Here is a 22,505-nt window from a genome sequence, read left to right on the forward strand (position 1 = left end):
TGACCGCCATGCCCAATCACCCCCGTCTCCGATCCGCAGCGTCCATTGCGGGACGAAAAGATGCTTCGCGTCCGCTGGAAGGCGGGGCGACATTCACCTTGCAGCACCGGCTGCAGCGTCTTGGCTGGCAAATGACATGGCTGGTGCTCGCCGCCTGGACGCCCTCGTTTTTCTGGCGCTGGCGCGGCATGGTGCTGCGGCTGTTCGGCGCAAAAATCCACAAGACTGCCATCGTGCGCGGCAGCGCGCGCATCTGGTGGCCGCGCAATCTCATCATGGGTGCGCATTCCTCGCTTGGTCCCGGCGCACACTGCTACAATGTCGCCAATGTCACGCTGGCGCCCTTTGCCATCATCTCGCAAGGCGCGCATCTCTGCACGGCGGGCCACGATATCGACCGCGCCGATTTTCCGCTCACGGCATCGCCCATTCATATTGGCCCGCATGGCTGGATCGCCGCTGAAGCGTTTGTCGGTCCCGGTGTGAATGTGGGTGAAGGCGCAGTGCTTGGCGCGCGCGGTGTCAGTTTCCGCGATATGGAACCATGGACGGTTTATGCCGGAAACCCGGCAAAAGCCGTGCGGCAAAGACGAAAAGCCGTGTGATTGGGCTGGTTAAACCGGTCCCATCCGGCGCTCGCGGATAAGGCTATAGCCATTTCCGCCCATGATCGAGCCTGTCTTGCGCTTTTGATAGGACTGATAGGCATCGAGGGTTTGCAGCGCGATGCGCGGCCAGGTGTAATTGTCCCCAACCAGCTTATGGCCCGCCTCGCCCATCCAGACCGCCCGCGTGGGATCGTCCAGAATCTGCATCAGCCCAGCCGCAACGGCTTCGGCATCCACAGCGCAGACTACGCCCGCTCCCGCCTCGGCGACTTCAGGAAAATGGCAGGCATCGGTGATCACCACCGGCACACCGCAGGCAAGCGCCTCGGTAATGGCGACGCTGAAACCTTCCTGCCGGCTTGGCAGGCAAAAACAGGCTGACCGTTTCAGCGCAGCGATCTTGTCGGAACCATAAAGCCCGCCAACCAGATGCACACGCTTTTCCAGCCCATATTGGCGGATCTGCTCGCGAAAATCATGCTCAGCACCGCCATCCGGCCCCGCAACGACGAGATCGACATCTGGCAGGATCGGTGCAATCCGGCGATAGGCATCGGCCAGAATGTCGAGACCCTTCTTGTAATGCAGGCGCGACAGAAACAGCACAAAGCGCCGGTTCGGCAGTTTTGCCAGTGCTGCACTGTCGTCAGCGCCAGCGTCACCTTCGACTTCATCGAGGAAAATGCCATTTGGAATGATCAGGCTTGGCGGCTTCAGCCCCAAGGGTCGCATCAGCTCGATTTCATCACGATTGAGCGCCTGAATGAAGGCCGCGCCATCGAGCATCCGGCGAAAGGCCAGCGCCAGCGCCAGTTTCTTCTTCCACGATCGCTGTTGCATGCTCCACATATCGAGCATGCCGCAACAACAGATGCAGTATGGCACGCCGAAGCGACGGCACAGCATGGAAGCCCGCAGCAGATTGGTTTCCCAGACACCGTGCAGATGCACAAAATCCGCCGCACGGATTAGCGGCGCCATAGCCTTTGCCGCCCGGCTTCCGAACAGCATTTCCCGCAGATCGGGCATCGGAAGCAATAACGTCTGCACCTTGTCGAAATCCGGTATGGTTTCGGCGGCCTTGGCCGCGCGGCGGTTCACGTCTTCATCGCTATAGCTGACGATCGTCACGCTATGTCCAAGTGCTGCCTGCGCCGCCGCCAGCCTGACAATGACCGCCTGCGGGCCGCCTTTGGCGGGATCGTAGGAACCGATGACGTGAACAATCTTCATGCCGCCAATCTCCGTGTGTGCTGCGAAAGGGCTGCGACAAGACGCTCGCCATAACGCGCCACCGTATAATCGGCGGCGCGCTCACGTGCGCTGTCGCTCATCCGTGCCAGCATGGCCGGATTGCCAGTCAGTTGTTTGAGAATTTCCGCCGTCTCGGCCACGTCGCGTATCGGCACAATGTAGCCATCAATGCCATGCCGCACGACGCTGCCGGTATTGTCCGTGCAAATGACCGGCAAGCCTGCCGCCAGCGCTTCATAGACGGCGGTGGCCGACCCTTCGCAAAGCGATGGCAACAGGAACACATCCGCCCATTCGAACTGCGCCTGCATTTCGCTGCGCGGGATCGGGCCGGTCAGCTCCACGCTGGCCGACAGGGTCGCAACAGCTTCCGGCTGCACGTCAATCGGCCCGACCATGCGAAACTGCGCGATATCCCGCACAGCCCTCGCAACCGCGCCCACATAGGGCGAGCCCTTGCGCAACCCGACTGCACCGACCGTCAGCACCCGCAACGGCCCCGGCGCGCGCAGCGATTGATTGAGCGGAAAGCGCTTGTCCACCCCATAAGGCACGACCACCACCTTATCCGGCTGGCATCCGGCCTCGATTACATGGCGCGCCACAAAGTCCGACGGACAGACCACCGCGTCGGCAATGGCCCATTCCGCCCTTTCACGTGCTGCAAAATCATCGGCATGCACATCGTCGGCAGCGGACACATGCCAGCCGGGATTGAGCACTTCCTCTTCGCAGGCCAATTGATCGACCACAGTGCGCGGCGCGATCATCTGTTCAACGGCAGTCCATAATCCTGCCTGTCGCGCAGCGGTCAGCTGCTCCAGCGCCTCACCGCTGAACGCGTAAACCCCGCTTGCCCCGTGAAAACCGCTGTCCGCCACCAATTGCCCAAATCGCTGTCCGGCCCAGATGGCGTTGGCGGTCGATTTCGGCCCGGTCTGGTTGGCAAGCCTGCGCACGGCGGAATGCAGGCCGAAGCCCGGAAAAGTCGTCATCCGCTCCTGCGGGATGCCCTGCGGCGCACGCCCGATCAACCGCCGCACGGCGGTTGGAAGCATGGTGGGCGGCAGACCGTTCAAAAGACGCGGCCAGCCCTGCAAGGCGCAAATATCGGTATAGAAATGCGCGAGCCTTTGCCGGTCGGCAAAAATGCGCGGTACGGCATAATGCATACGCGCCCCAAGCTGGGTGACGACAACTGAGCCATCCATCATCGAAGCTCTCCCGACTGGAATTTGCGATCCAGAACCGGCATTGCTGCCGGCACGCTTTTCTCTTCCAGACGCCCCACCGCCGATTGCCACATGGCCGCGCCATATTCGCGGGAATAGGCGGTTTCCATCAGATAGCGTGCATTGTTACCCATGGTCATGCGGCCAACCGCCGAATGGCGCATATGCAAAACGGCCTCGACCAGACGGTCCACCTCGCCCGGACGCAATGCTGCGCCGCATTCGAAATCACGAACGATGGAGCCTATCTCGCCATCGGGGTCGCCAATGAAGATTGTCGGACGCCCCGCTGCCAGCACCCCGTAGAACTTGCTCGGCACGATGCAATGTTCCAGTTCTGGCTTAAGCGACACCAGATGGACATTGGCAGCGCCGAGGCTTTCGGAGAGTTTTTCGACCGGTTGAAACGGCTTCATCATCACATTGGTCAAGCCGCGCCGTTTGACTTCGCTTTCGACAAAGCCCCGCTGCTGCCCCTCGCCGATCATCAGGAAAACAACGCTTTTCATATGTTTCAGCCGCTCGGCTGCGTCGAGAACGGTCTGGAATTCATGCGCCCGACCGAAATTACCGGAATAGCCGATGACGAATTTTCGCCCCAGCCCCCAGGCGCGGCGCAGCGGATTTTCCGAAGGGGCTACCGGCATGATCTCGTTGCGATCCGCCCAGTGATGCACAACGCTCAAATTCTCGCGCGCTATGCCCGTTGAAGCAAGATAGCGCGACATGCGCTCAATGGGGCAGATCGTCAGTGCCGACTGGCGCATGGACCAGTTGCGCAGCGCCAGCGTCAGCCTTGCCGATGCGCTGCCCGGTTTAACCAGACCAAGCTCGATTGCCGTTTCCGGGAAAAGATCCATCACCCAGTTGACAAGCTTTGCCCGCCGAAGCCGGATCGGCAATGCTGCCGAAACCGACAGCAAGGGCGGATCGGTGCAGATCACGCAGATATCGTCCTTGCGGGCATGGGTCGCGAACCAGGCCGCAGCGGAAAGATGGAAGGTGGCATAATCGACCGCCCGCCCGGCCAGTTTTCCGCGACCAAAGCCTGAGGTCCAGATGCGATGCACATCGACACCATCAATCGTCTCACGCGCGGGCAAGGTTTCCCTGCGGTTGTCATGGAAACTGCGGCTGGTCAGAATCGCCGTTTCAATGCCCTCGCCCACAAGCGTCTGCGCCAGACTGGAGACCATGCGACTTGTCGCGGACTGGTCCGGATAAAAATAACGATTGGCAAGCACAACGCGCATGAGCCCCGTCTCCCGTCTTTTCGACCTCATGGAAGTAGCATCGCAACAGCGGGTCGTTCATCGCAAGAAACCCAAAGGCATGGGCGGCACGCCAAGCGGGCGAAGTGCCTACCTCTTTGGGTGCATCGGGTCATAGCGGACACCATCACCGCTTCACCCGAAGAGGGTTAGGCACAGCCGTGCTTGCCGTTTTGGAGCCGTTCTGCCGCGACACGAAATCGGTAACATGGTCTCATGGATATTCAGGACGGAGGGCAGTCCCTTGAACGATAGATTGCACGATAGCTTGCATGATAATCAGCGTGAGAAAACCGCGCTCATCATCGGTGTTACCGGCCAGGATGGCGCCTATCTGAGTGAGCTTCTGCTCAAGAAGGGCTATCGCGTTCATGGTCTGAAGCGGCGTTCGTCCTCGTTCAATACCGGGCGTATCGACCATCTCTATCAGGATCCGCACGAGGAAGACGTGCGCTTTCGCCTGCATTTCGGCGACTTGACCGACGCCACCAATCTATGCCGCGTCATACAGGAAGTGCGCCCCGACGAGATTTACAATCTCGGCGCGCAAAGCCATGTGCAGGTGAGTTTCGAAACGCCGGAATACACCGCCAATACGGATGCGCTCGGCACGCTGCGCCTCCTGGAATCCATCCGTATTCTCGGCCTTGGCAAGACTTGCCGCTTCTATCAGGCTTCAACCTCCGAGCTTTTCGGCAATTCCTCGCCACACGCGCAGAACGAGCATACGCCGTTCATGCCCCAGAGCCCTTATGCAACGGCCAAGCTCTATGCCTATTGGACCACGGTGAATTATCGCGAGGCCTATGGTTTCCACGCCTCGAACGGCATCCTGTTCAACCATGAAAGCCCGCTGCGCGGTGAGACTTTCGTTACCCGCAAGATCACCCGCGCCGTCGCGGCCATCGAGCGCGGTTTGCAGGACAAGCTGCGTCTTGGCAATCTGAATGCCCGCCGCGACTGGGGCCATGCCCGCGATTATGTGGAGGGCATGTGGCGCATCCTGCAGGAAGAGACACCGGATGATTATGTGCTCGCCACCGGCGAGACCCATACGGTGCGTGAATTTGTCGAACATGCCTTCAAGGCCGTCGACAAGCAGATTGAATGGAAGGGCGATGGCGTGGAGGAAATCGGCATTGACCGGAAGACCGGCAATTGCCTGATCGAGATCGACCCGCGCTATTTCCGTCCGAATGAGGTGGATTTCCTGTTGGGCGACGCATCGAAAGCCCATAGCCGCCTTGGCTGGCAGCACACGACCGGCTTCGACAGCCTTGTTGCCGAGATGGTGGATTGGGATTTGCGCAATATCATGCGGGAGGCTGGGCGCAATGACTTCTATGGACATTAACGGGACCGCAGAACCGGTCTATTCGCTGGCAGGCAAGAAGATTTTCGTCGCCGGGCATACCGGCATGGTCGGTTCGGCCATCCTGCGCCGCCTGCACGGCACGGATTGCGACATCATCACTGCCGCGCACAGCGCGCTGGACCTGACCCGTCAGGGACCAACCGAGAACTTCATTACCGGGCGCAAACCTGATGTCATCATCATTGCGGCGGCCCATGTCGGCGGCATTCTTGCCAATGCGCAATCCCCCGCCGATTTTCTCTATGACAATCTCGCCATCGGCATAAATGTCATCCACGCCGCGCACCAGACCGGCGTGGAACGCCTGCTCTGGCTGGGGTCTAGTTGCATCTACCCGCGCGACGCGGCGCAACCGCTGACCGAAGACGCCCTGATGATGGGGCCGCTTGAAGCGACCAACGAAGCTTATGCCATCGCCAAGATTGCCGGGCTGAAATATGCCGAGGCCTGCGCGCGCCAGTTCGGTGACTGCTTCATGACGGCAATGCCGACCAATCTCTACGGTCCGAATGATAATTTCGACCTGAAAACGTCGCATGTGTTGCCAGCGTTGATGCGCCGAATCCATGAAGCGAAAATCATGGGTGCAGAGCAGGTGACCCTATGGGGCAGCGGCACGCCGCTGCGCGAATTCCTGCATGTTGATGATCTGGCCGAGGCCTGCCTGCATCTCTTGCAGTTTCACCATGGGTTCGAGCCGGTCAATATCGGCTCCGGCGAGGAAATATCGATCAAGGATCTGGCGCTGCTGATTGCCCGTGTCGTGGGCTATGAGGGCCGGTTCGAGCATGATCTGAGCAAGCCGGATGGCACGCCGCGCAAGTTCCTCGATACATCCCGCATGGCCGCACTCGGCTGGAGGCCACGCATCAGCCTCGAAGATGGCCTACGCGCCGTCTATTCCGCCTGGGTGGAAGAAAGCGCTGAAGCCGTCGCGGCATAGAGGACCTGTTTCACCCATTATCGCCCACACCCTCATGCTGAGGAGGCGCGCAGCGCCGTCTCGAAGCACGAGGGTTCCAGATGGAAATTGATATGTTTGCCAGCCGTTTCCCGTCCTTCGAGACGCCGCCTGCGGCGGCTCCTCAGCAACCGTGTTGTTGAGAGGTCCAAGGAGTTCGCCTTCGCAGGATGGTGTTAAGAATGGTTGCGAGCTTTCGCATGGCGGCGACGATGGCGACCTTTGGCGGTTTTCCGGCATCGCGCAGCCTTGTGTAGAAGATCTTGATTGTTGTCGAGCAACGAATGGCCGACAGGGTGGCCATGTAGAGTGCGCAACGCACGGTAGTGCGGCCACCGCCGATATGGCGCTGCCCGCGCATCATGCCGCTGTCATAGGCTATAGGAGCAACCCCTATCAGAGCGGCGAGCTTCTTGTCATCAATGCTGCCCAGTTCCGGCAGTTCGGCGATGAGAATGGCGGCTGTTGTCTCGCCGATGCCGGGTACCGAGAGCAGGAGGTTGCGCCGTTCTGCCATCTCGGGTTCAGCCTCGATGGCCAAGGCGATAGCCGTGTCGATGCGGATGAGCTGCGCCTTGAAGGAGGCAAGCAACTCATGGATGAGAGCGGCGATGTCTGCAGATGCATGTTCGAGGCGGTTCTTCTCGGCAATGGCCATGTCGATGAGTTGGCGGCGGCGTGTCACCAGCGCGGCCAAGTCGATGCGGCCGTCGTCGATATGGGGGATCTGTGCCGGCCGCATCGCCTTGGCGAAGTGCAGGATGACCCGCGCATCGACCCGATCGGTCTTGGCCAACCGACCGCTGGCTCTGGCAAAGTCGCGGACCTGGCGGGGATTAACGACGGCAACCGCAATGCCAACCGCCGCCAACGTGCGCACCATAGGCGTCTCGTAGCCGCCAGTTGCTTCGACAACGACCAGACTGGCTCCCGCTACCGCGGCTGCGAGTTCATGGCAGCCTGTCACATCGTTGTTCCATCGCGCCACCGATGTGACCCCGTAGCGCGCAACATCCAGATAGGCCTTGGAGACATCTATCCCGACCATAAAATCCTGTGAGGCATCCATGGGTGCTCCTCCTTGCAACGCGGGCTCAAAGCCCAGCCAACCGTTCGAGCGAAAGGATGCAACGGAGGCGCTTGCTGAGGCACGGGGTCAAGTCCCAAGGATGACACGCGCCTCCGTCACGTCACCTATTTTACACTATCGACAACGTACAAGGATGAGGGAAAAGGATCACTACGACGGCGACGTGTTGATTTTGCTCATATCGAGTTCGATACGCAGAATATCGCCCGGTTTGATTTCCGTCCGCTCGTTGCCGACGATGTCCTGAAACGAGCCATTGACGTTGCGGCTGATCGTGAAGATCAGCTTCTTGCGCATATCGGATGATGAGATATTGCCGGAAGACTTGGCGATTTCCGCCATGGTCTGGATTTGCGCGCCGCTGCGCCGCTCCATCCGCGCCAGATTGAGATCGACCTCCTGCAAGCTGGTTGCCGCATCGCTGCGCCGGACCTCTTCCAGATTGGCGATACGCTGCTGCACGGCGAGCTGGTTTTGCCGCGCCCGCGCCAGAAATGACGCCAGCTCCAGCGCATCTCGGCGGGTCGCCGACAGGTCACGTTCCTGATCACGCAGGTTCGATTTGGCGGCAAGGCCGCGATCGACCAACGACCGGCTGGAATCTACATTTTCCTGCAACAGCTGGATTTCGGAATCATGCAGCTTGATGCTTTCCTGCAATGTGCGGATTTCATCGCCATAACTTGCGACCTGCGCTTCCAGTGCCTGCCGCTCGGCTTTCATATTGGTGCGGAGCACGTCGAACAGCGTGCGTTCGCCTTCCAGCATATGCTGGACCATCACCTGATCGTCTTTCGATACGTTGGATTGCTGCGATGGCGTGTAGTCGAACTCGCCCCCCTGCAATTCGGCAGCCAGGCGCGCACGGCGGATTGTCTGGGCGGCAATCTGCAATTGCAGATCGGAATATTCCTGCTGTGCAGCGATCAGCTGCATCCCTGCGGTCATGGCGGGCGCTTCGCCCTTGCCCGCGCCACCGCCGAGCGCCATCAGTTCCAGCGCGACCATACCCGGCCTGTACTCATATTTGCCGGGCGACTTGATATCGCCGACAACAAAGACCGGCGCATATTGATTGATCGTCGCCGTCACCGTCAGACCCGGAATATGCTGCGACAGGGATGCGGCGATCCTCTCACTGATTTCAATCGTCGTCAGTCCGCGCACGGAAACGTTGCCGACAACCGGGTAACCGATATTGCCATCCACATCGACGGGATAGAGCCCGGTGAGGGAAGGTTGGCCATAAACCGTGACTTGCAGCACGTCATTCGCTCCGACGCGGTAAATCTGCCCCTCGGCCAGCGCCAGATTGCCCGCGCCGAACAACAGCGCGGCGGAAAACACCGATGCCTGCAAATGACGGGCGAAGCGGTGCCTCTCTATGATCTTTGGCATGGCTCCCCCTCCTATATCTGTCTCTGGGTCGGGTCCGGCACAGACCGGCCACGCTTGAACAGCGCCGACAGCAGGGCGCGGCCTGTCGCCAACGTGTCGGCCATCCTTCCCGTGTAGATCGCCGGGGCCTGACTGACGACGGCAAGCGCGGGCTTGCGGCCAAAAGAGGCCAGCGTCTGCACCAGCGCATTGGTTGCACCGGAATCGCGCCGGTCATCGCTGACCACAAGAAGTGCTGTATCCGTGGCGCGGGACATCAGAACCGACCGCTTGTCTTCCTTGAAGGGCGGCAAATCCACCAGGATGATCTTGTGATCGGCGCGCAGCTGCGCAATGAGCCCGCCCAGCCAGTCGCCTTCCGGGGCTGGTCGATGCGGCCTGATGATATCGATGCCCGAGCCATGATCGTGAATCAGTGCCGCACCACTCAGCTTTTTGGCTGTAGCGGGTGGCTGCAAATCACCAACAGGCAGACCGAAAGCCGCACAAAGGCCGGACTGGCCATTGGTCGCATCAATCACCGCTATCGAAACACCGCTCGCGGCAAATTGCTGTGCCAGCGCCGTGATTACCAGACTTTTGCCGTCGGTATCGGACAGGGAAATGACGGATAGAGCGAGTGAATCGCGTCCTCGCGTCAACGCCCGCAGACGATCGTGCACGGACTTGATGGCGCGCCCGAAAGCGCTGGCCGGGTCCAGCCCGCCATTGATCAGCAAAGGTACGGTCAGGCGCGGCGTTTTAGGCAGCAAGGTTGCCGCCGGAATTCCCGGCAAAGCGAGCGATGAAGTCTGCGCCGGTCTGATCCGATCGAAGGTCTCCTTCAGCATCGCACCCGCAACGGCAAAAAGCCCGCCCAAGCCGATGCCGAGCAGCAGCCAGTTGATCAGTTTCGGGCTTGCCTTGGCCATCGCCGGTTCGGCGCTGGAAATAAGCTGCGCTTCTGCCGAGGCGATACCGTCCTGCTCGATCAGTTGCTTGTACCGCGTCAGATAACTTTCATAGACAACGCGGCTGGCATTGGCTTCGCGGTCGAGCTGCGCCGCCGTTACCTGCGCCTGATTGGCGCTGGCAAGGTCCGCTTCAGCGGCTTTCAGCGCCTCTTCGAGACTTGACCGCCTTTGCCGGGCGATCTGGATTTCATTGCTAAGGCTCTGCACGATCTGATCGACCTGCCCGACAATCTGTTGTCGCAGCGCATCCCGCTCTGCCGTCAAAACCGGAATCTCGGCGCTTTTCAAAGCACCGTTCGATTGCAGCTCGCCCAGCTGGCGTTCAACACGCGCCTCTTCATTACGCAATTGCTGGATGGCCGGCGAGGCCAAAACTTCTGCCAGGGCCGGCGCATCGCTGCTGCCTTTCAGAGCTTGCGCAGTCTGCAACCGCGCTTCTGCTGACGACACGGCACCGGTTGCCGCGACGATCTCCGTATTCAAGGCCGCAACGCGCTGCGCCTGAAAGGTCATCTGCCCCTGATCACCCGCCAGACCGGATTTCTGCCGGAAATCTTCCGCCGCCCGTTCGGCGGTTTCAAGATCGTTGCGCAATGTGACCAGCTTTTCGCCAAGCCACTCGCTGACGCGCTTGGCCGCCGATTGCTGCACATCCACCTGATGGTCGAGATAGGCGGTCGCGAATGCATTGGCGACCTTGGCGGCATAGACCGGATCGGATGCACGATACGAAATGAAGATCGTATAGGAACGACCGTCGTTGGTAACCTGCAACCGCGACAGCAGAAGGTCGATCTGCTGCCGCTCCTGTGTCGCCGGATCGCTATCCTGCGTCGCCGCGGGCGGCACCGTGAAGCCGTCCGCCTTCAGGATATCGATGACCTTACGCGCCATCATCCGCGAATTGATGATATCAAGCTCGGAGCGCAAAACCGGGCTATCCTGCGGCAGCGGCGTGATGGCGCTTTCACTTGGAAGCGCCTGTAGACGGCGCATGTCCAGAACAACCACAGCCTCCGAGACGTAAGAGACCGGGGCATTCATATAGCCGAGGAAACCGGCCCCTATGCCCACGAGAATGGGCACGGTCAGCATCAGCCTTCTGCGCTTGACAGTGTCCAGAAGGTCGGCAACCGGCTGCCGCGCGCTTCCTGATGAAACGTCGGAGATAATCACAACAATGCTCCTTCACGGGAGGATCAGCTTGGATTGGACGGCTATTGCAGGTCGGAAAATGAAGTTTCCGAAGGGAAAAGCTCGTTGATGATGCAGGCTACTTCCGTGCGGTTGGTCACCTTGAGCTTCTTCATGATATTGCGAATATGCACTTTCACCGTGCTTTCGCGCAGCTTCAGCTCATAGGCGATGATCTTGTTGGCCTTGCCACGACGCAACGCATTGACGACCTCGGCCTGCCGCTGTGTGAACATGCCGCCCAGTGGCTGAATACGCTGCGCGCCCGTGTCGGTTGCATGGCGCAGCGCCAGAACACTGCTTGCCGGGACGAAAGTGCCGCCCGCCATGGCGAGACGCAGCGCTTCGATACAGACATTCAGATTGACCGATGTGGGGATATAGCCCTTCACGCCATGCTCCAGCGCGCGGACGACCTGCGATATTTCTTCCTTGTCGGCAAGGATGATCACCGGCGCAGGCGCGCATTCGGAAACGAGTGATTTCAGATAATTGCCGACCGCCGGATCGGATACTTTCTGCCCGCCCACATTGAAGAGAACAGCGGCAGCGGTCCGGCTACGACGCTGATGTTGCCATTGCTCGAAAGAACTGAAGGTTGCAATGGCCATATCGGCGCAATTATTGGTTAATCCATGCGCCAGACATTCGCGATCCAAGGCGCGGCTGTCTATGATGACGATCAGGGACTGTTCCCTTTCCTTGGTAAAGTCACGCTGGTCAGCAACGCGGCCCCCATACACATTGCGAGAGTTGAGGCTCTCGTCCTTATCCTTGAACTGTGCAGAAATATTCATTTTAACGCCCTCTGAATCTTTTAAGAACGCAACCCTCTTCCATGTTTAACCGCAGTTAAACACAAGGATTACATCGTGTTCTATTTTATGATTGTATTCAGTCGCCCTAAGATCTTGTATATTTCTTATTTTTCTAAATTATTGCCGAACTCCCCCGGGCTGTCATTAACCTAGATTAACGGGCGAATAGAAATATGGTTTAGGGTGTATCCGTTATTCTACCCAATTAGTGGTAGAAAATGCCCTCTTGCCAAATCATTGCCCCTCACGGAAGCTTGGCCGTCGAATATGACGCTTTTCGTGCAGGACGAGCCGGGCAATCATCCTGATATCCAAACCACGCACCGGGTAACGCCGATGGGGCTGAATAACGAAGACAACACGCTGCTCAATCTTCTCAAGAACCCACCCATCGATGCGACCTTCGAGGCGAATGACCTGAATGTTCTGCGATCGATGCCGGTTTCGACCAGGCACTATGCGCCACATACGATCATATCCAGACAGGGTGACTGGACGAATTCGGTGCTCATCATCAACAGCGGATGGTGCTGCATCTATCGCGACCTGCCGAATGGCGACAGGCAGATCCTCGACTTTCCGATGAAGGGCGACCTTTTGGGGTTCCGCACGGGATTGGGCTTCAACTATTACACGCTGTTTTCAATCACTGACATTTCGGTGCTGGAAATCAACCTCGATACGCTGGTTGAAAACATGCTGAAATCGGCGCGTCTGGCCATGGCTTTCATGGAGATGACGGCGCGCCAGCGCACCATTCTGCTGGAACATCTGATCAGTCTGGGACGACGCGCATCAGTTTCGCGCGTTGCACATCTTCTGCTTGAACTGGGCTATCGCGCGCGGGCCAATGGCACCGGCGACGAGAACGGCTTCTATTGCCCCATCACCCAGAGCGAACTGGCCGATGCGCTCGGCCTGACGCCGATCCACACCAACCGGATGCTCCGCGAACTGCGGGAGGACAATCTCTTGACCTTCCGGAACAATGAGGTGAAATTCCTCAACCGGACGGCGCTCATGCAGATTTGCAGCTTCGATGAAAGCTATCTCGCGGCCAATATTTTTGCGAGCATCCACAAATCCAACCGTTGAAGCTTTACTAGCCCTCACGGCATCCGCTCCGTTAGTCAGCATTATCGGCTTTGTTTATCAAATCTTATCCGTATAGAGGCCAATACTGCGCCTGAGCAATCAGACGAGGAAAAACGTATGGGCGGCGCGGCAAGCGAAGAACTCATTCACGTGCTCTATATCACGGCCATTGTCGCCGAAGCCATGACAGCAGCGCTGGCCGCCGGGCGTCGGGAAATGGACTGGATTGGCGTGTTCCTGCTTGGCTGTGTAACCGCCCTTGGCGGCGGGTCGGTACGCGATGTTCTGCTTGATCATCATCCGCTGTCATGGGTGCAGCATCCGAGCTATCTGGTGATCACCGGTTTTGCTGCTTTGGCCACCATCCTCATCGCGCGCCATATGCATCGCCTGCGGCAGATGTTCCTTTTCCTCGACGCTATCGGCCTGGTGGTGTTCACGGTGATTGGCTGCGGCGTGGCGCTTGGCATGAATATGCCGATCATCATCGTGATTGCAGCAGGCATGATCACCGGCTGCGTCGGCGGCGTGTTGCGGGATGTGCTGTGCAACGATGTGCCACTGCTGTTCCGCTCGGAGCTCTACGCCACCGTGTCAGTCGTCACCGGCGGCATTTTTCTCGGCGGCCTATATCTGAATGTGCCGCACGGTCCCGCCGCCTTCGTGGCGATGGCGGCCGGGCTTGTTCTGCGACTTCTGGCGCTGCGCTTCAACTGGAGCATGCCCAAATTCGTCTATACAAAGGACCTGCACTGACTGGAGTTGGGTCTATCGTTGCTTTTTCTGGCGGCGTGAGCGCAGCCAGAAAATGGCGAAGAAACCCAGCACGAAAACAATCGCGAAGATTGCGGCGGCCACATGCGAGCGCGCGCCCAGTGCCAGCATGATGCTCGGCACAAAATAAGCGAGTACCCCGAAACCAATCAGGATGACGGCGGCGGCGATGGCCGGATGGCTTTTCTGCGGTTCAGCCAAGATTTCGGAACTCCTCAAATCTCTTTATCTGCTGGCCGTCACTATCAAAGTTTTCCGGTGCAAGCCATGCCTGATAGGCTTTCTTGAGCTCAGGCCATTCACTGTCGAGGATCGAATACCAGGCCGTGTCGCGGTTCTTGCCCTTGGCCACCATATGCTGGCGGAAAATCCCCTCGAAGGTAAAGCCGAAACGCTCCGCTGCGCGCTTGGACGGCGCATTGTCGTTGTTGCACTTCCATTCATAACGACGATAGCCAAGCTCATCGAAGATATATTGCATGAACAGAAACTGCGCTTCCGTTGCCGCGGGCTTGCGCGAAATCAGCGGCCCCCAATAGATATTGCCGATCTCGATCACGCCATACACAGGATCAATGCGCATCAGGGTCTGGCGACCGGCCACCTTGCCACTGGCCTTGTCGATGACGGCGAAGAACAACGGGTCCTCGCTTTTTGACACCTTGTCCAGCCAAGGCTCGAATTCCGCGCGGGTTGCGGGTGGAAATTCGAACAACCAGGTGAAACGCTGGTCGGCGTCAGTCACCGACGACGCTGCAAAAAGCTCGTCGCCATGCTTTTGCGGGTCGAGCGGTTCAAGGCGCACATAGCGCCCTTCCAGCACTTTGCGTTCAGGTTTCGGGCGTGGCGTCCAGTTCTGCAAATCAGTCATGTTGTTCTCCCAGTCAGCAAGACAGGAGCATAAAAGCAGTGCCACGCAAACCAGATTATTGTAGCCGTTTCATTTTTACCGAATGGCAGCCCGGTCCACCGAGACAGCCTTCACCAAGGCAACCACCCGTTCGCCTGCCCGCAAGCCCAGATCGTCCACCGAGCGGCGCGTCAGACGCGCCTCCAGATGCCGCCCCTGAAAGTCGAGGGAGACATGCGCGTTCGGCCCCTCGCCTGCTTCGATGCCCGTAATGATGACCGGCAGCACATTGCGAATGCTGATTGCGTCTGGCGCCTGACGCGCCAGAGAAACGTCCCGCGCCCGCACGCGCAGTCGCACATGCATACCCTGTTTCAGCCCCGTATCCGTCAACTGGAACGAAGTGCCGCCGAGGTCGATTTCCGCCAGCTTGTAACTCTGGTCATAAGAGGCGACCGTGCCTTCCAGCAGCACGCCTGCTCCATCGCCTTCATCGATCAGCGGAAATATCGAAGCCGCCTCGCCGCTTGCCGTCACCTTGCCGCCGGAAAGAAGCACGATCTCATCGGCCAGCCGCGCCACCTCGTCAATGTCGTGGCTGACATAGACAACCGGCACATGGCTTTCGTCACGCAACCGCTCGACAAAGGGCAATATCTCCTGTCGGCGCGCATGATCCAGCGAGGAAAGCGGCTCGTCCAGCAGCAGTAGTGCCGGATCTGACAACAGCGCCCGGCCAATAGCGACACGCTGGCGCTCGCCGCCCGATAACGTCGTTGGGCGACGGTCGAGAAGCTGTTCGATGCCGAGAAGCGCTACCACCTCATCGAAATTGCGCGTGGCCTGCCGGTGTCCCGCCCAGCGCGCATAGGTCAGGTTGCGCTCGACGCTCATATGCGGAAACAGGCGGGCTTCCTGAAAGACATAACCGATGCGCCGCTTCTCCGGTGGCAGATCAATGCCCTTATCGGCGTCGAACAGCGCAAAATCGCCAACCGCAATGCGACCGCTTTCCGGGCGCAACGTTCCGGCAATCATCTTCAAAAGCGTGGTTTTGCCCGCCCCCGAATGGCCGAACAAAGCAGTGACGCCACCACCCGCTGCAAAATCGGCTTCAACGGCGAATTTGCCATTGCGGCCCTTGATGGAAACAAAGAGCCCACTCATTTGGCATCTCCGGCAAGCCTGCGCTGCAACCATTCGGACAGCACGACGGCTATGATGGAAATCGCAGCCGATATGGCAATCAGTCGGAAGGCTTCAGCATCGCCCGATGGCGTTTGCATCAAAGCATAAATCGCAAGCGAGAGGGTTCGCGTCTCGCCGGGAATATTGGAAACAAAGGTGATGGTCGCGCCGAATTCACCCAGCGCCTTGGCAAAACCAAGCACGGCACCTGCCAGAACGCCCGGCAAAAGCGGCGGCAGGATCACGGTGAAAAAGGCCACAAGCCTGCTGGCACCCAATGTCCGCGCCGCTTCTTCAAGCCCGCGATCCAGCCCTTCAATCGACAGGCGGATCGGACGGACGAGCAGCGGAAACGCCATGACACCGGCGGCAAGAGCAGCACCGGTCCACCGAAAGGAAAAGGACAGGCCGAACCATTCCTGCATGGGTGCGCCGAACGCCCCTCTTGCACCGAACAGGATCAACAGCAGATAGCCTGTGACCACCGGCGGCAGAACCAGCGGCATGGTCACAAGCGCCTGCGCCAGAGACTTGCCCGGAAAATCGAACCGGGCAAGAATCCACGCGACAAGGAACGCGACTGGCAAAGCGACAAGGATGGCAATTCCGGCAACCCGGAGTGACAGCAGCACAATCGGCCAGACGCCCACTTCCATCATCACTTGCCCGCCTCCGCAGCGCCGACAAAGCCCTTGTCCTTGATGATCGCCTGACCGGCATCGCTTTCAAGGAAAGCAAGGAAGGCCTTGGCGGCATCGTTTTCATTCTTTTCAATGAGAGCCGCCGGATAGAGGATCGGCGCGTGACTGGTTACCGGGAACCGGTAGGCTTCCACCAGATCGGGCGCGGCAGCACGGTCGGAAGCATAGACAATGGCCGCCTTAACTTCGCCACGGCTGACATACTGCAGTGCCACGCGCACATTCTCCGCGAAGACGCCATTCTTCTCGACATCTTTCCAGATATCGAGCTTTTCCAGCGCGGCCTTGCCGTATTTACCGGCAGGCACGTTGGACGGATCGCCCATGGAGAAACGGCCAGCGCTCAACAGTTCCTTGACATCGGCCTTCGCCGTATCCTTCTGTGTGGCGATAACCAGCGCATTGCCTGCGATCACCTTGCGCGACGCCGTGTCGATGGCATTGGCCTTCTCGACATAGTCCATCCAGTCGAGATCGGCGGAAATGAAAATCTGCGCCGGTGCGCCCTGCTCGATCTGCTTGGCCAGGACCGACGAAGACGCGAAGGAAGCGACCACTTCCGTGCCGTCCTTGGCCTTGATCTGCTTGGCGGCTTCTTCGATCACATCCTTCATGCTCGCGGCGGCAAAGACCGTTACCTTTTCGGCGGCATGCGCGACCGAAGCGGTGCCAGCGGCAATTGTGATAAGAAATGCGGCGATAAGTTTTTTCATGACTACCCTCCATATTGCCCGTTTGAACGGACAAACACCATCATCCGCCGGAATGAACCGGCGCGCTTTTTTGCGATGATGGGTGTGATGGAGGCAAACGCGACCCGGATGCCGTCAGACCCTTGATGCACGGGCGTCCATGCAAAAGCCGCCCAAAATTCCGTAACGAATTCAGTTCGTTCCGAAATCGGCGTCACCATAATGCGGTGCAACTTGTTTGGCTAGTGGCTAAAGAAGGCTCAACTGCCGATATGCTTGTGTTGTCCACGCGCTTTGGCGAGACCGATCTGCTTTTGACGCTCGGCATAACGGGCGCGATCTTCCGGCGTGCGCTCATCATAGCAACCGGCGCAGGAAATACCTTCCTCGAAGAACTTCGACAGCTTGTCCTCTGGCGTGATCGGACGACGGCAGGCGCGGCAAAGCTCCACGTCGCTTTCGGTCAGGCCATGGCCAACGGCTACGCGCTCGTCGAACACGAAGCACTCGCCGTTCCACATGCTCTCTTCCTGCGGGACTTCTTCCAGATATTTGAGAATGCCGCCCTTCAGATGGAAGACATCGTCAAAGCCGAGGCCTTTCACAAAGGCCGTCGCCTTTTCGCAGCGAATACCGCCGGTGCAGAACATGGCAATCTTCTTGCCTTCCAGCTTGTCGCGGTTCTGTTCTACCCAGCTCGGAAATTCACGAAAAGTCTTGGTCTGCGGATCGAGAGCGCCCTCGAACGTACCGATCGCATATTCATAATCGTTGCGCGTATCGACAACGACCGTATTTTCGTCGGCAATCAGGGCGTTCCAGTCTTGCGGGGCAATATAGGTGCCGACGCTTTTCAGCGGATCGATACCATCGACGCCCATCGTGACGATTTCCCGCTTCAGCCGCACCTTCATGCGATTGAACGGCATTTCGCTTGCATGGGAATATTTCAGTTCCGGCTGGCTGAGTCCCGGAATGGCGGTGATGTGCTGGACAAGCTTTTCAATCGCCTCGGCTGTGCCAGCCACAGTTCCGTTGATCCCTTCGGCAGCCAGAAGCAGCGTTCCCTTGATGCCGTTTCCACAGCAAAGCTGCGCCAGCGGCTCGCGCAGGCTTTCATATTGCGGCAGCGGCGCAAAGCAATAAAGGGCGGCGACGGTGAAAGGCAAATTGCTCATCGTTTGTGTCTTCTTTGAAAATCTACCCCGCAACTAATCCCCGGACACCGATAATTCAAGACAACTTTATCCTCACGGCCCCGGATGCGGCGAAAATTGCCACGAACACCACCGTCCAAGAGGAGAAATGCATGTTCGACAAACAGACCATCGATGCGATGACCGTCATGGCAAAACAGGCCGAGATCAATCCGGCGGCCTTGCTGGCGGTTGCGGAAGTGGAAAGCGGCGGTCGCGCGCTTTACGATGTGGATGGACAAAAGGAACCGGCAATCCGTTTCGAAGGGCATTATTTCGACCGCAGGCTTTCCGGGCGTATCCGCGACTATGCCCGCAAGAACGGCCTGTCCGCGCCGGAAGCTGGCAAGATCGCCAATCCGAAATCGCAAGGCGGCCGTTGGCTTTTGCTGGAACGAGCCATGGGTCTCGACAAGAAAGCCGCGTTGGAATCCACCTCCTGGGGTTTGGGTCAGGTCATGGGCGCGCATTGGGAATGGCTCGATTTTGCTTCGGTCGATGCGCTGGTGGCGGAAGCGCGCGGGTCGGTCGCCGGTCAGGTGCGGCTGATGCTGCGCTTCATCGAAAAGGCGGGGCTGGTGGAAGTCATGCGCGCCTGCGACTGGCGCAACTTCGCCAGACGCTATAATGGCCCCGCTTTCGCCCGCAACAATTACGACACGCGCATGGCCGCCGCCTATCAGCGCTGGCAGAAACAGCTTGATACTTTGAAGACTGCGGCCTGAAAACAACCTTGTCCCGGCTGTGGACAAGTGGGCCTCTTATATTTAAATCGATTTATCACATTGCGTGCATGTCCATTTTTGCGGAATCGTTGCACGTTCCGCAGAATATGCCGAAATACTCCAACAGCCGAGCGAGCCGATGCCCCAGAAAACCGATCTTCTCGTCCCCGTCATGAAAGGCCAGCCGGTTATTCCGGTGCTGCTGATCGACAAGGTAGAACACGCCGTGCCGCTGGCGCGCGCACTGGCCAAAGGCGGGCTTCCTGCCATCGAGATCACCTTGCGCACGGCAGCGGCGCTGGAAGCCATTCGCACTGTGGCTGATGAAGTGCCTGAAGCCATCGTCGGCGCCGGTACGATCCTCAACGCAAAGCAATATGAACAGGCGGCAAAGGCCGGTTCGCGCTTCATCGTCAGCCCCGGCGCGACGAGACAGATTGTCGACGCGGCCAATGACAGCGACGTGCCGCTGCTGCCTGCCGCCATCACGCCCAGCGAAATGCTGACGCTGCGCGAAGAAGGCTACACGCATCTGAAATTCTTCCCGGCGGAACAGGCCGGTGGCGCATCTTTCCTGAAGGCGCTTTCGTCTCCTCTGGCCGGAACCTTCTTCTGCCCAACCGGCGGCATCAGCCTCGCCAATGCAAAAACCTATCTCTCGCTGCCAAACGTCATTTGCGTCGGCGGATCGTGGGTTGCCCCGAAGGAACTCGTGGAAGCGGGCGATTGGGACGCCATCACCACGCTTGCACGTGATGCAGCCAGCCTGAAAGGCTGAGGTTCCTAGAGCATTTCCAGCAAAAGTGCGTAGCGCCTACGCAGGGAAATCACTCCACTGGACTGATTTCTGATCCTGCTTCGATGCGTCGGATAATGCGTCAAAACAAATAGATAGAGCGGTTCCACGATTCCGTTTTAACCGAAACCGCTCTAAAACCGACCATAAAAAAGGGGCCTCCGTGGCCCCTTTTTCTTTGATGCCTTTGCGGCAATCAGTTCGTTGCGGTGAATTTTGCGACCGTCAGGAAGGTCACAGCATTGCCGCTGAACTTGTTTGCGCGTTCGCTGGGCAGATCACCCTGCTGGAAGCCAGCCGTATAGACCATTGCTGGGGCACTGCGCAGCGCATCGTTACGCAGAACCGGATTGGTGACCGGAGCCTTCTGCGCCATGGATTCCGACGACATTGCCATTTCTGCATTATGCACGGCTGCCGGCTGAACCACGGCCCGCGGCTTTGCCGAAGACGCTTTGGCAACACGACGAGCGCCCTTGGCGGTGGTGCGAACACCCGTATCAACCGCCTTGCCAACTGAGGCAGGCTGCTTGGCGCGGGCTGCCGGTTGAACCGGTGCCGCGACAGGCGCCAGAGAAGCCGTCTGAACCGGAGCTGGTTTCATCTCCACTTTGGCAACCGGTTCGGAGTCGTAATCGTCGCTCGGCGGGGCGATCAGCTCACCGATTTCGTCCTTTTTGGACAGCATTGCGAGCTGGGTGTTGGGCTCGGCGCGCGGTGCCTGCTGCGGCAGGGGCAAAGCACCCGCTTCACCCGGATTCGTTGGCGAAGAACCCGCACCGGCCACAGCCACGGCATCATTGTCGTGATTATTGACCAGCGCTGCAATTGCATCCTGACCGGTGGCGACAGGGTGCTCACCCGGACGTTCCGGACGCTGCGACGGGACAACCGCTGCAATAAGCTGCGCCTGCGCATCGTCGCCTTCAAGCTGCGGACGGGCCGACGGGATCGGCACGAAGCCGGTCATGAGCGGCGAAGCATCCGCCACCTGGGCCGCCGCATCAGGATCGGCGGCGGCAAGCGCCACGGCATCCTGCGGCGCCATTTCAGGCTTGCGCGCCGGGATCGGCACATTCATGGCGACGACAGCGGCACCTTGCTCGGCAACAGTGCCGGTCTGCGCCTGCGATTCGAGTGTTTGAGCGTTCAAACCAGTCTCAGGACGCGGAGCCTGCATCGGAACCGGCGCTTCACGCGCTGGCAATGCGGCAATCATCGTTTCGCGCGGCTGAGCCGGAGCTTCTTCCACCGGCGCTGCGGCTGGAGCCTGCTTGGCCGGAGCCGTGGCGCGCGCCGGACGCGCAGTCGCTGGCGCCGCGACATCGCCATTATCTTCTTCTTCATCCGCACCACCGCCGAAGAGCGCGCCAAACAGCGTCTTGCTCTTGCGCGTGGATGACGAATTGCTGGCCACCATGACCTCGCCGCCGCCACCGGCCTTGCGCTTCTCGATCATGGCCAGCGCCTGCTCATAGCCCGGCAATGGCTTGCCATCAGCCGGAAGGTGGGCCGTCTTGCCATCCGGGAACAGTGCCAGAAGCTCGCGACGGCTCATGCGCGGCCAGGAGCGGACATTGCCGACATCCATGTGCACGAAAGGCGAGCCCGAGCGCGGATAATAACCGACGCCGCCGATCTGGTAGCGCATGCCGATGCCGCGCAACTTGGCCAGATTGACGCCCGGAATGTAATAATCCATCGCGCGACCCAGCATATGCTGGCTCTTCTTGGCGACGCCGCGCGTGCTGGAACGCAGCATCGCGTTGGTCGCAGGCGAGCGATAGGCCGACACCACATTGATATATTCGCGCGAGCCGGTGGACTGATAGACCTGCCAGACCAGATCGAACAGGCGCGGGTCCATCTTGGTCGGCTCATTGCGGCGCCAGTCGCGCAGGAAAACGTTGAGGCGCTTCAGCCCTTCGGGCACATAGCGGCCATTCTTCTTGAAGACGATTTCCGCCTTCTCGCCGGTATGGACGTAATAAAGTTTGAGGGCGCGGGTTTCAGCCGAAGCCTGCGTGGGAGAAGCCACAAAGGCGATTGCCGCCGCAACAAGGGAAAACGAGAGAGACAGACGCGTCGTCGCACCGATCCGGGTTTTATTCCAGACATTCGCGAAACGCGCTTTCATGGTCGATATGCTGTTCATCGAATCGTATCGCCTTACCGTTTTGTCCGCCCCCAGAGGCTACAAGTCTGAAACTCGCGGCAACTGTCAGTCACGACAGTTGCAATTGGTCTCGCCCGCAGCTCTCTTTCCAAGTGACCTTTTCTGAGCGCCGCACGAAATCCGCTTCGTTCCGCCATAGATCCAATTGTCGGATTTAA

General features: G+C 59.1%; 21 protein-coding genes. 7 read left to right on the forward strand and 14 right to left on the reverse strand.

Going from position 1 to position 22,505, the window contains the following annotated elements; translation table 11 throughout:
• Positions 1-8 precede the first annotated feature (8 nt).
• Positions 9-605 (forward strand): LbetaH domain-containing protein, encoded by a 597-nt coding sequence (locus ABWW11_RS23400; RefSeq protein ID WP_109368017.1) that lies wholly within the window; start codon positions 9-11, stop codon positions 603-605.
• Between the two features lie 9 nt (positions 606-614).
• Here the strand turns inward: ABWW11_RS23400 and ABWW11_RS23405 are convergent, their stop codons facing one another.
• From ABWW11_RS23405 to ABWW11_RS23415, 3 genes are read right to left on the reverse strand one after another with little or no spacing between them, the layout of a single operon-like run.
• Complete coding sequence (locus ABWW11_RS23405) at positions 615-1,841, reverse strand: glycosyltransferase (RefSeq protein WP_109367696.1); 1,227 nt, start codon at positions 1,839-1,841, stop codon at positions 615-617.
• A complete protein-coding gene (locus ABWW11_RS23410; RefSeq protein WP_109368018.1) occupies positions 1,838-3,073 on the reverse strand; it encodes a glycosyltransferase family 4 protein in 1,236 nt (411 codons plus the stop codon). Before ABWW11_RS23410 ends, ABWW11_RS23405 begins: the two co-directional genes overlap by 4 nt.
• On the reverse strand, positions 3,073-4,347 hold the full coding sequence (locus ABWW11_RS23415; RefSeq protein ID WP_109367697.1) for a glycosyltransferase family 4 protein: 1,275 nt from the start codon (positions 4,345-4,347) through the stop codon (positions 3,073-3,075). Before ABWW11_RS23415 ends, ABWW11_RS23410 begins: the two co-directional genes overlap by 1 nt.
• 286 nt (positions 4,348-4,633) lie before the next feature.
• Between ABWW11_RS23415 and gmd the strand changes: the two genes are divergently transcribed.
• Both gmd and ABWW11_RS23425 read left to right on the forward strand, forming a co-directional pair.
• Positions 4,634-5,719 carry a GDP-mannose 4,6-dehydratase gene (gene gmd, locus ABWW11_RS23420; RefSeq protein ID WP_109367698.1) on the forward strand — a complete coding sequence of 362 codons (1,086 nt, stop codon included), beginning with the start codon at positions 4,634-4,636 and terminating at the stop codon, positions 5,717-5,719.
• On the forward strand, positions 5,709-6,683 hold the full coding sequence (locus ABWW11_RS23425; RefSeq protein ID WP_109367699.1) for a GDP-L-fucose synthase family protein: 975 nt from the start codon (positions 5,709-5,711) through the stop codon (positions 6,681-6,683). Before gmd ends, ABWW11_RS23425 begins: the two co-directional genes overlap by 11 nt.
• Positions 6,684-6,825: 142 nt before the next feature.
• Here the strand turns inward: ABWW11_RS23425 and ABWW11_RS23430 are convergent, their stop codons facing one another.
• From ABWW11_RS23430 to ABWW11_RS23445, 4 genes are all read right to left on the reverse strand, one after another.
• Complete coding sequence (locus ABWW11_RS23430; protein WP_319081052.1) at positions 6,826-7,770, reverse strand: IS110 family RNA-guided transposase; 945 nt, start codon at positions 7,768-7,770, stop codon at positions 6,826-6,828.
• Positions 7,771-7,941: 171 nt separating this feature from the next.
• On the reverse strand, positions 7,942-9,189 hold the full coding sequence (locus ABWW11_RS23435) for a polysaccharide biosynthesis/export family protein (protein WP_319081053.1): 1,248 nt from the start codon (positions 9,187-9,189) through the stop codon (positions 7,942-7,944).
• 11 nt (positions 9,190-9,200) lie between these two features.
• Positions 9,201-11,318, reverse strand: a complete 2,118-nt coding sequence (locus ABWW11_RS23440; RefSeq protein ID WP_109367702.1) for a GumC family protein — start codon at positions 11,316-11,318, stop codon at positions 9,201-9,203.
• 41 nt (positions 11,319-11,359) lie between these two features.
• Entirely contained in the window at positions 11,360-12,133 is a 774-nt protein-coding gene (locus tag ABWW11_RS23445) for a response regulator transcription factor (protein WP_109367703.1), read from the reverse strand.
• A gap of 357 nt (positions 12,134-12,490) precedes the next feature.
• Here ABWW11_RS23445 and ABWW11_RS23450 point away from each other — a divergent pair, with 357 nt between their 5' ends.
• The gene (locus ABWW11_RS23450) at positions 12,491-13,249 is read left to right on the forward strand and encodes a Crp/Fnr family transcriptional regulator (protein ID WP_109368019.1); all 759 of its coding nucleotides are present in this window, start codon (positions 12,491-12,493) and stop codon (positions 13,247-13,249) included.
• A 117-nt stretch (positions 13,250-13,366) separates the two neighbouring features.
• Positions 13,367-14,005, forward strand: a complete 639-nt coding sequence (locus tag ABWW11_RS23455) for a trimeric intracellular cation channel family protein (protein ID WP_109367704.1) — start codon at positions 13,367-13,369, stop codon at positions 14,003-14,005.
• 12 nt (positions 14,006-14,017) lie between these two features.
• Here ABWW11_RS23455 and ABWW11_RS23460 read toward each other — a convergent pair whose 3' ends face one another.
• The 6 genes from ABWW11_RS23460 to trhO all read right to left on the reverse strand — a co-directional run bounded on the left by ABWW11_RS23460 (position 14,018) and on the right by trhO (position 18,632).
• Positions 14,018-14,224: a hypothetical protein gene (locus tag ABWW11_RS23460; protein ID WP_109367705.1), complete on the reverse strand. Its 207-nt coding sequence runs from the start codon at positions 14,222-14,224 to the stop codon at positions 14,018-14,020.
• Entirely contained in the window at positions 14,217-14,894 is a 678-nt protein-coding gene (locus ABWW11_RS23465; RefSeq protein WP_109367706.1) for a GNAT family N-acetyltransferase, read from the reverse strand. Before ABWW11_RS23465 ends, ABWW11_RS23460 begins: the two co-directional genes overlap by 8 nt.
• A 75-nt stretch (positions 14,895-14,969) precedes the next feature.
• Positions 14,970-16,040, reverse strand: a complete 1,071-nt coding sequence (gene modC / locus ABWW11_RS23470; RefSeq protein WP_109367707.1) for a molybdenum ABC transporter ATP-binding protein — start codon at positions 16,038-16,040, stop codon at positions 14,970-14,972.
• Positions 16,037-16,720, reverse strand: a complete 684-nt coding sequence (modB, locus tag ABWW11_RS23475; RefSeq protein ID WP_109367708.1) for a molybdate ABC transporter permease subunit — start codon at positions 16,718-16,720, stop codon at positions 16,037-16,039. Before modB ends, modC begins: the two co-directional genes overlap by 4 nt.
• Positions 16,720-17,475 carry a molybdate ABC transporter substrate-binding protein gene (modA, locus tag ABWW11_RS23480; RefSeq protein WP_109367709.1) on the reverse strand — a complete coding sequence of 252 codons (756 nt, stop codon included), beginning with the start codon at positions 17,473-17,475 and terminating at the stop codon, positions 16,720-16,722. Before modA ends, modB begins: the two co-directional genes overlap by 1 nt.
• A gap of 239 nt (positions 17,476-17,714) precedes the next feature.
• Positions 17,715-18,632, reverse strand: coding sequence for an oxygen-dependent tRNA uridine(34) hydroxylase TrhO (trhO, locus tag ABWW11_RS23485; protein ID WP_283736272.1), 918 nt, complete (start codon positions 18,630-18,632; stop codon positions 17,715-17,717).
• A gap of 131 nt (positions 18,633-18,763) precedes the next feature.
• Between trhO and ABWW11_RS23490 the strand changes: the two genes are divergently transcribed.
• Both ABWW11_RS23490 and ABWW11_RS23495 read left to right on the forward strand, forming a co-directional pair.
• Positions 18,764-19,375, forward strand: coding sequence for an N-acetylmuramidase family protein (locus ABWW11_RS23490; protein WP_109367711.1), 612 nt, complete (start codon positions 18,764-18,766; stop codon positions 19,373-19,375).
• A 139-nt stretch (positions 19,376-19,514) separates the two neighbouring features.
• Positions 19,515-20,153, forward strand: a complete 639-nt coding sequence (locus ABWW11_RS23495; RefSeq protein ID WP_109367712.1) for a 2-dehydro-3-deoxy-phosphogluconate aldolase — start codon at positions 19,515-19,517, stop codon at positions 20,151-20,153.
• 214 nt (positions 20,154-20,367) lie between these two features.
• Here the strand turns inward: ABWW11_RS23495 and ABWW11_RS23500 are convergent, their stop codons facing one another.
• Positions 20,368-22,308, reverse strand: coding sequence for a peptidoglycan L,D-endopeptidase MepK (locus ABWW11_RS23500; protein ID WP_371830833.1), 1,941 nt, complete (start codon positions 22,306-22,308; stop codon positions 20,368-20,370).
• Positions 22,309-22,505 lie beyond the last annotated feature (197 nt).

Origin of the sequence: Brucella sp. NBRC 113783 (assembly GCF_040372265.1) — a bacterium.
Taxonomy (GTDB): domain Bacteria; phylum Pseudomonadota; class Alphaproteobacteria; order Rhizobiales; family Rhizobiaceae; genus Brucella; species Brucella teleogrylli.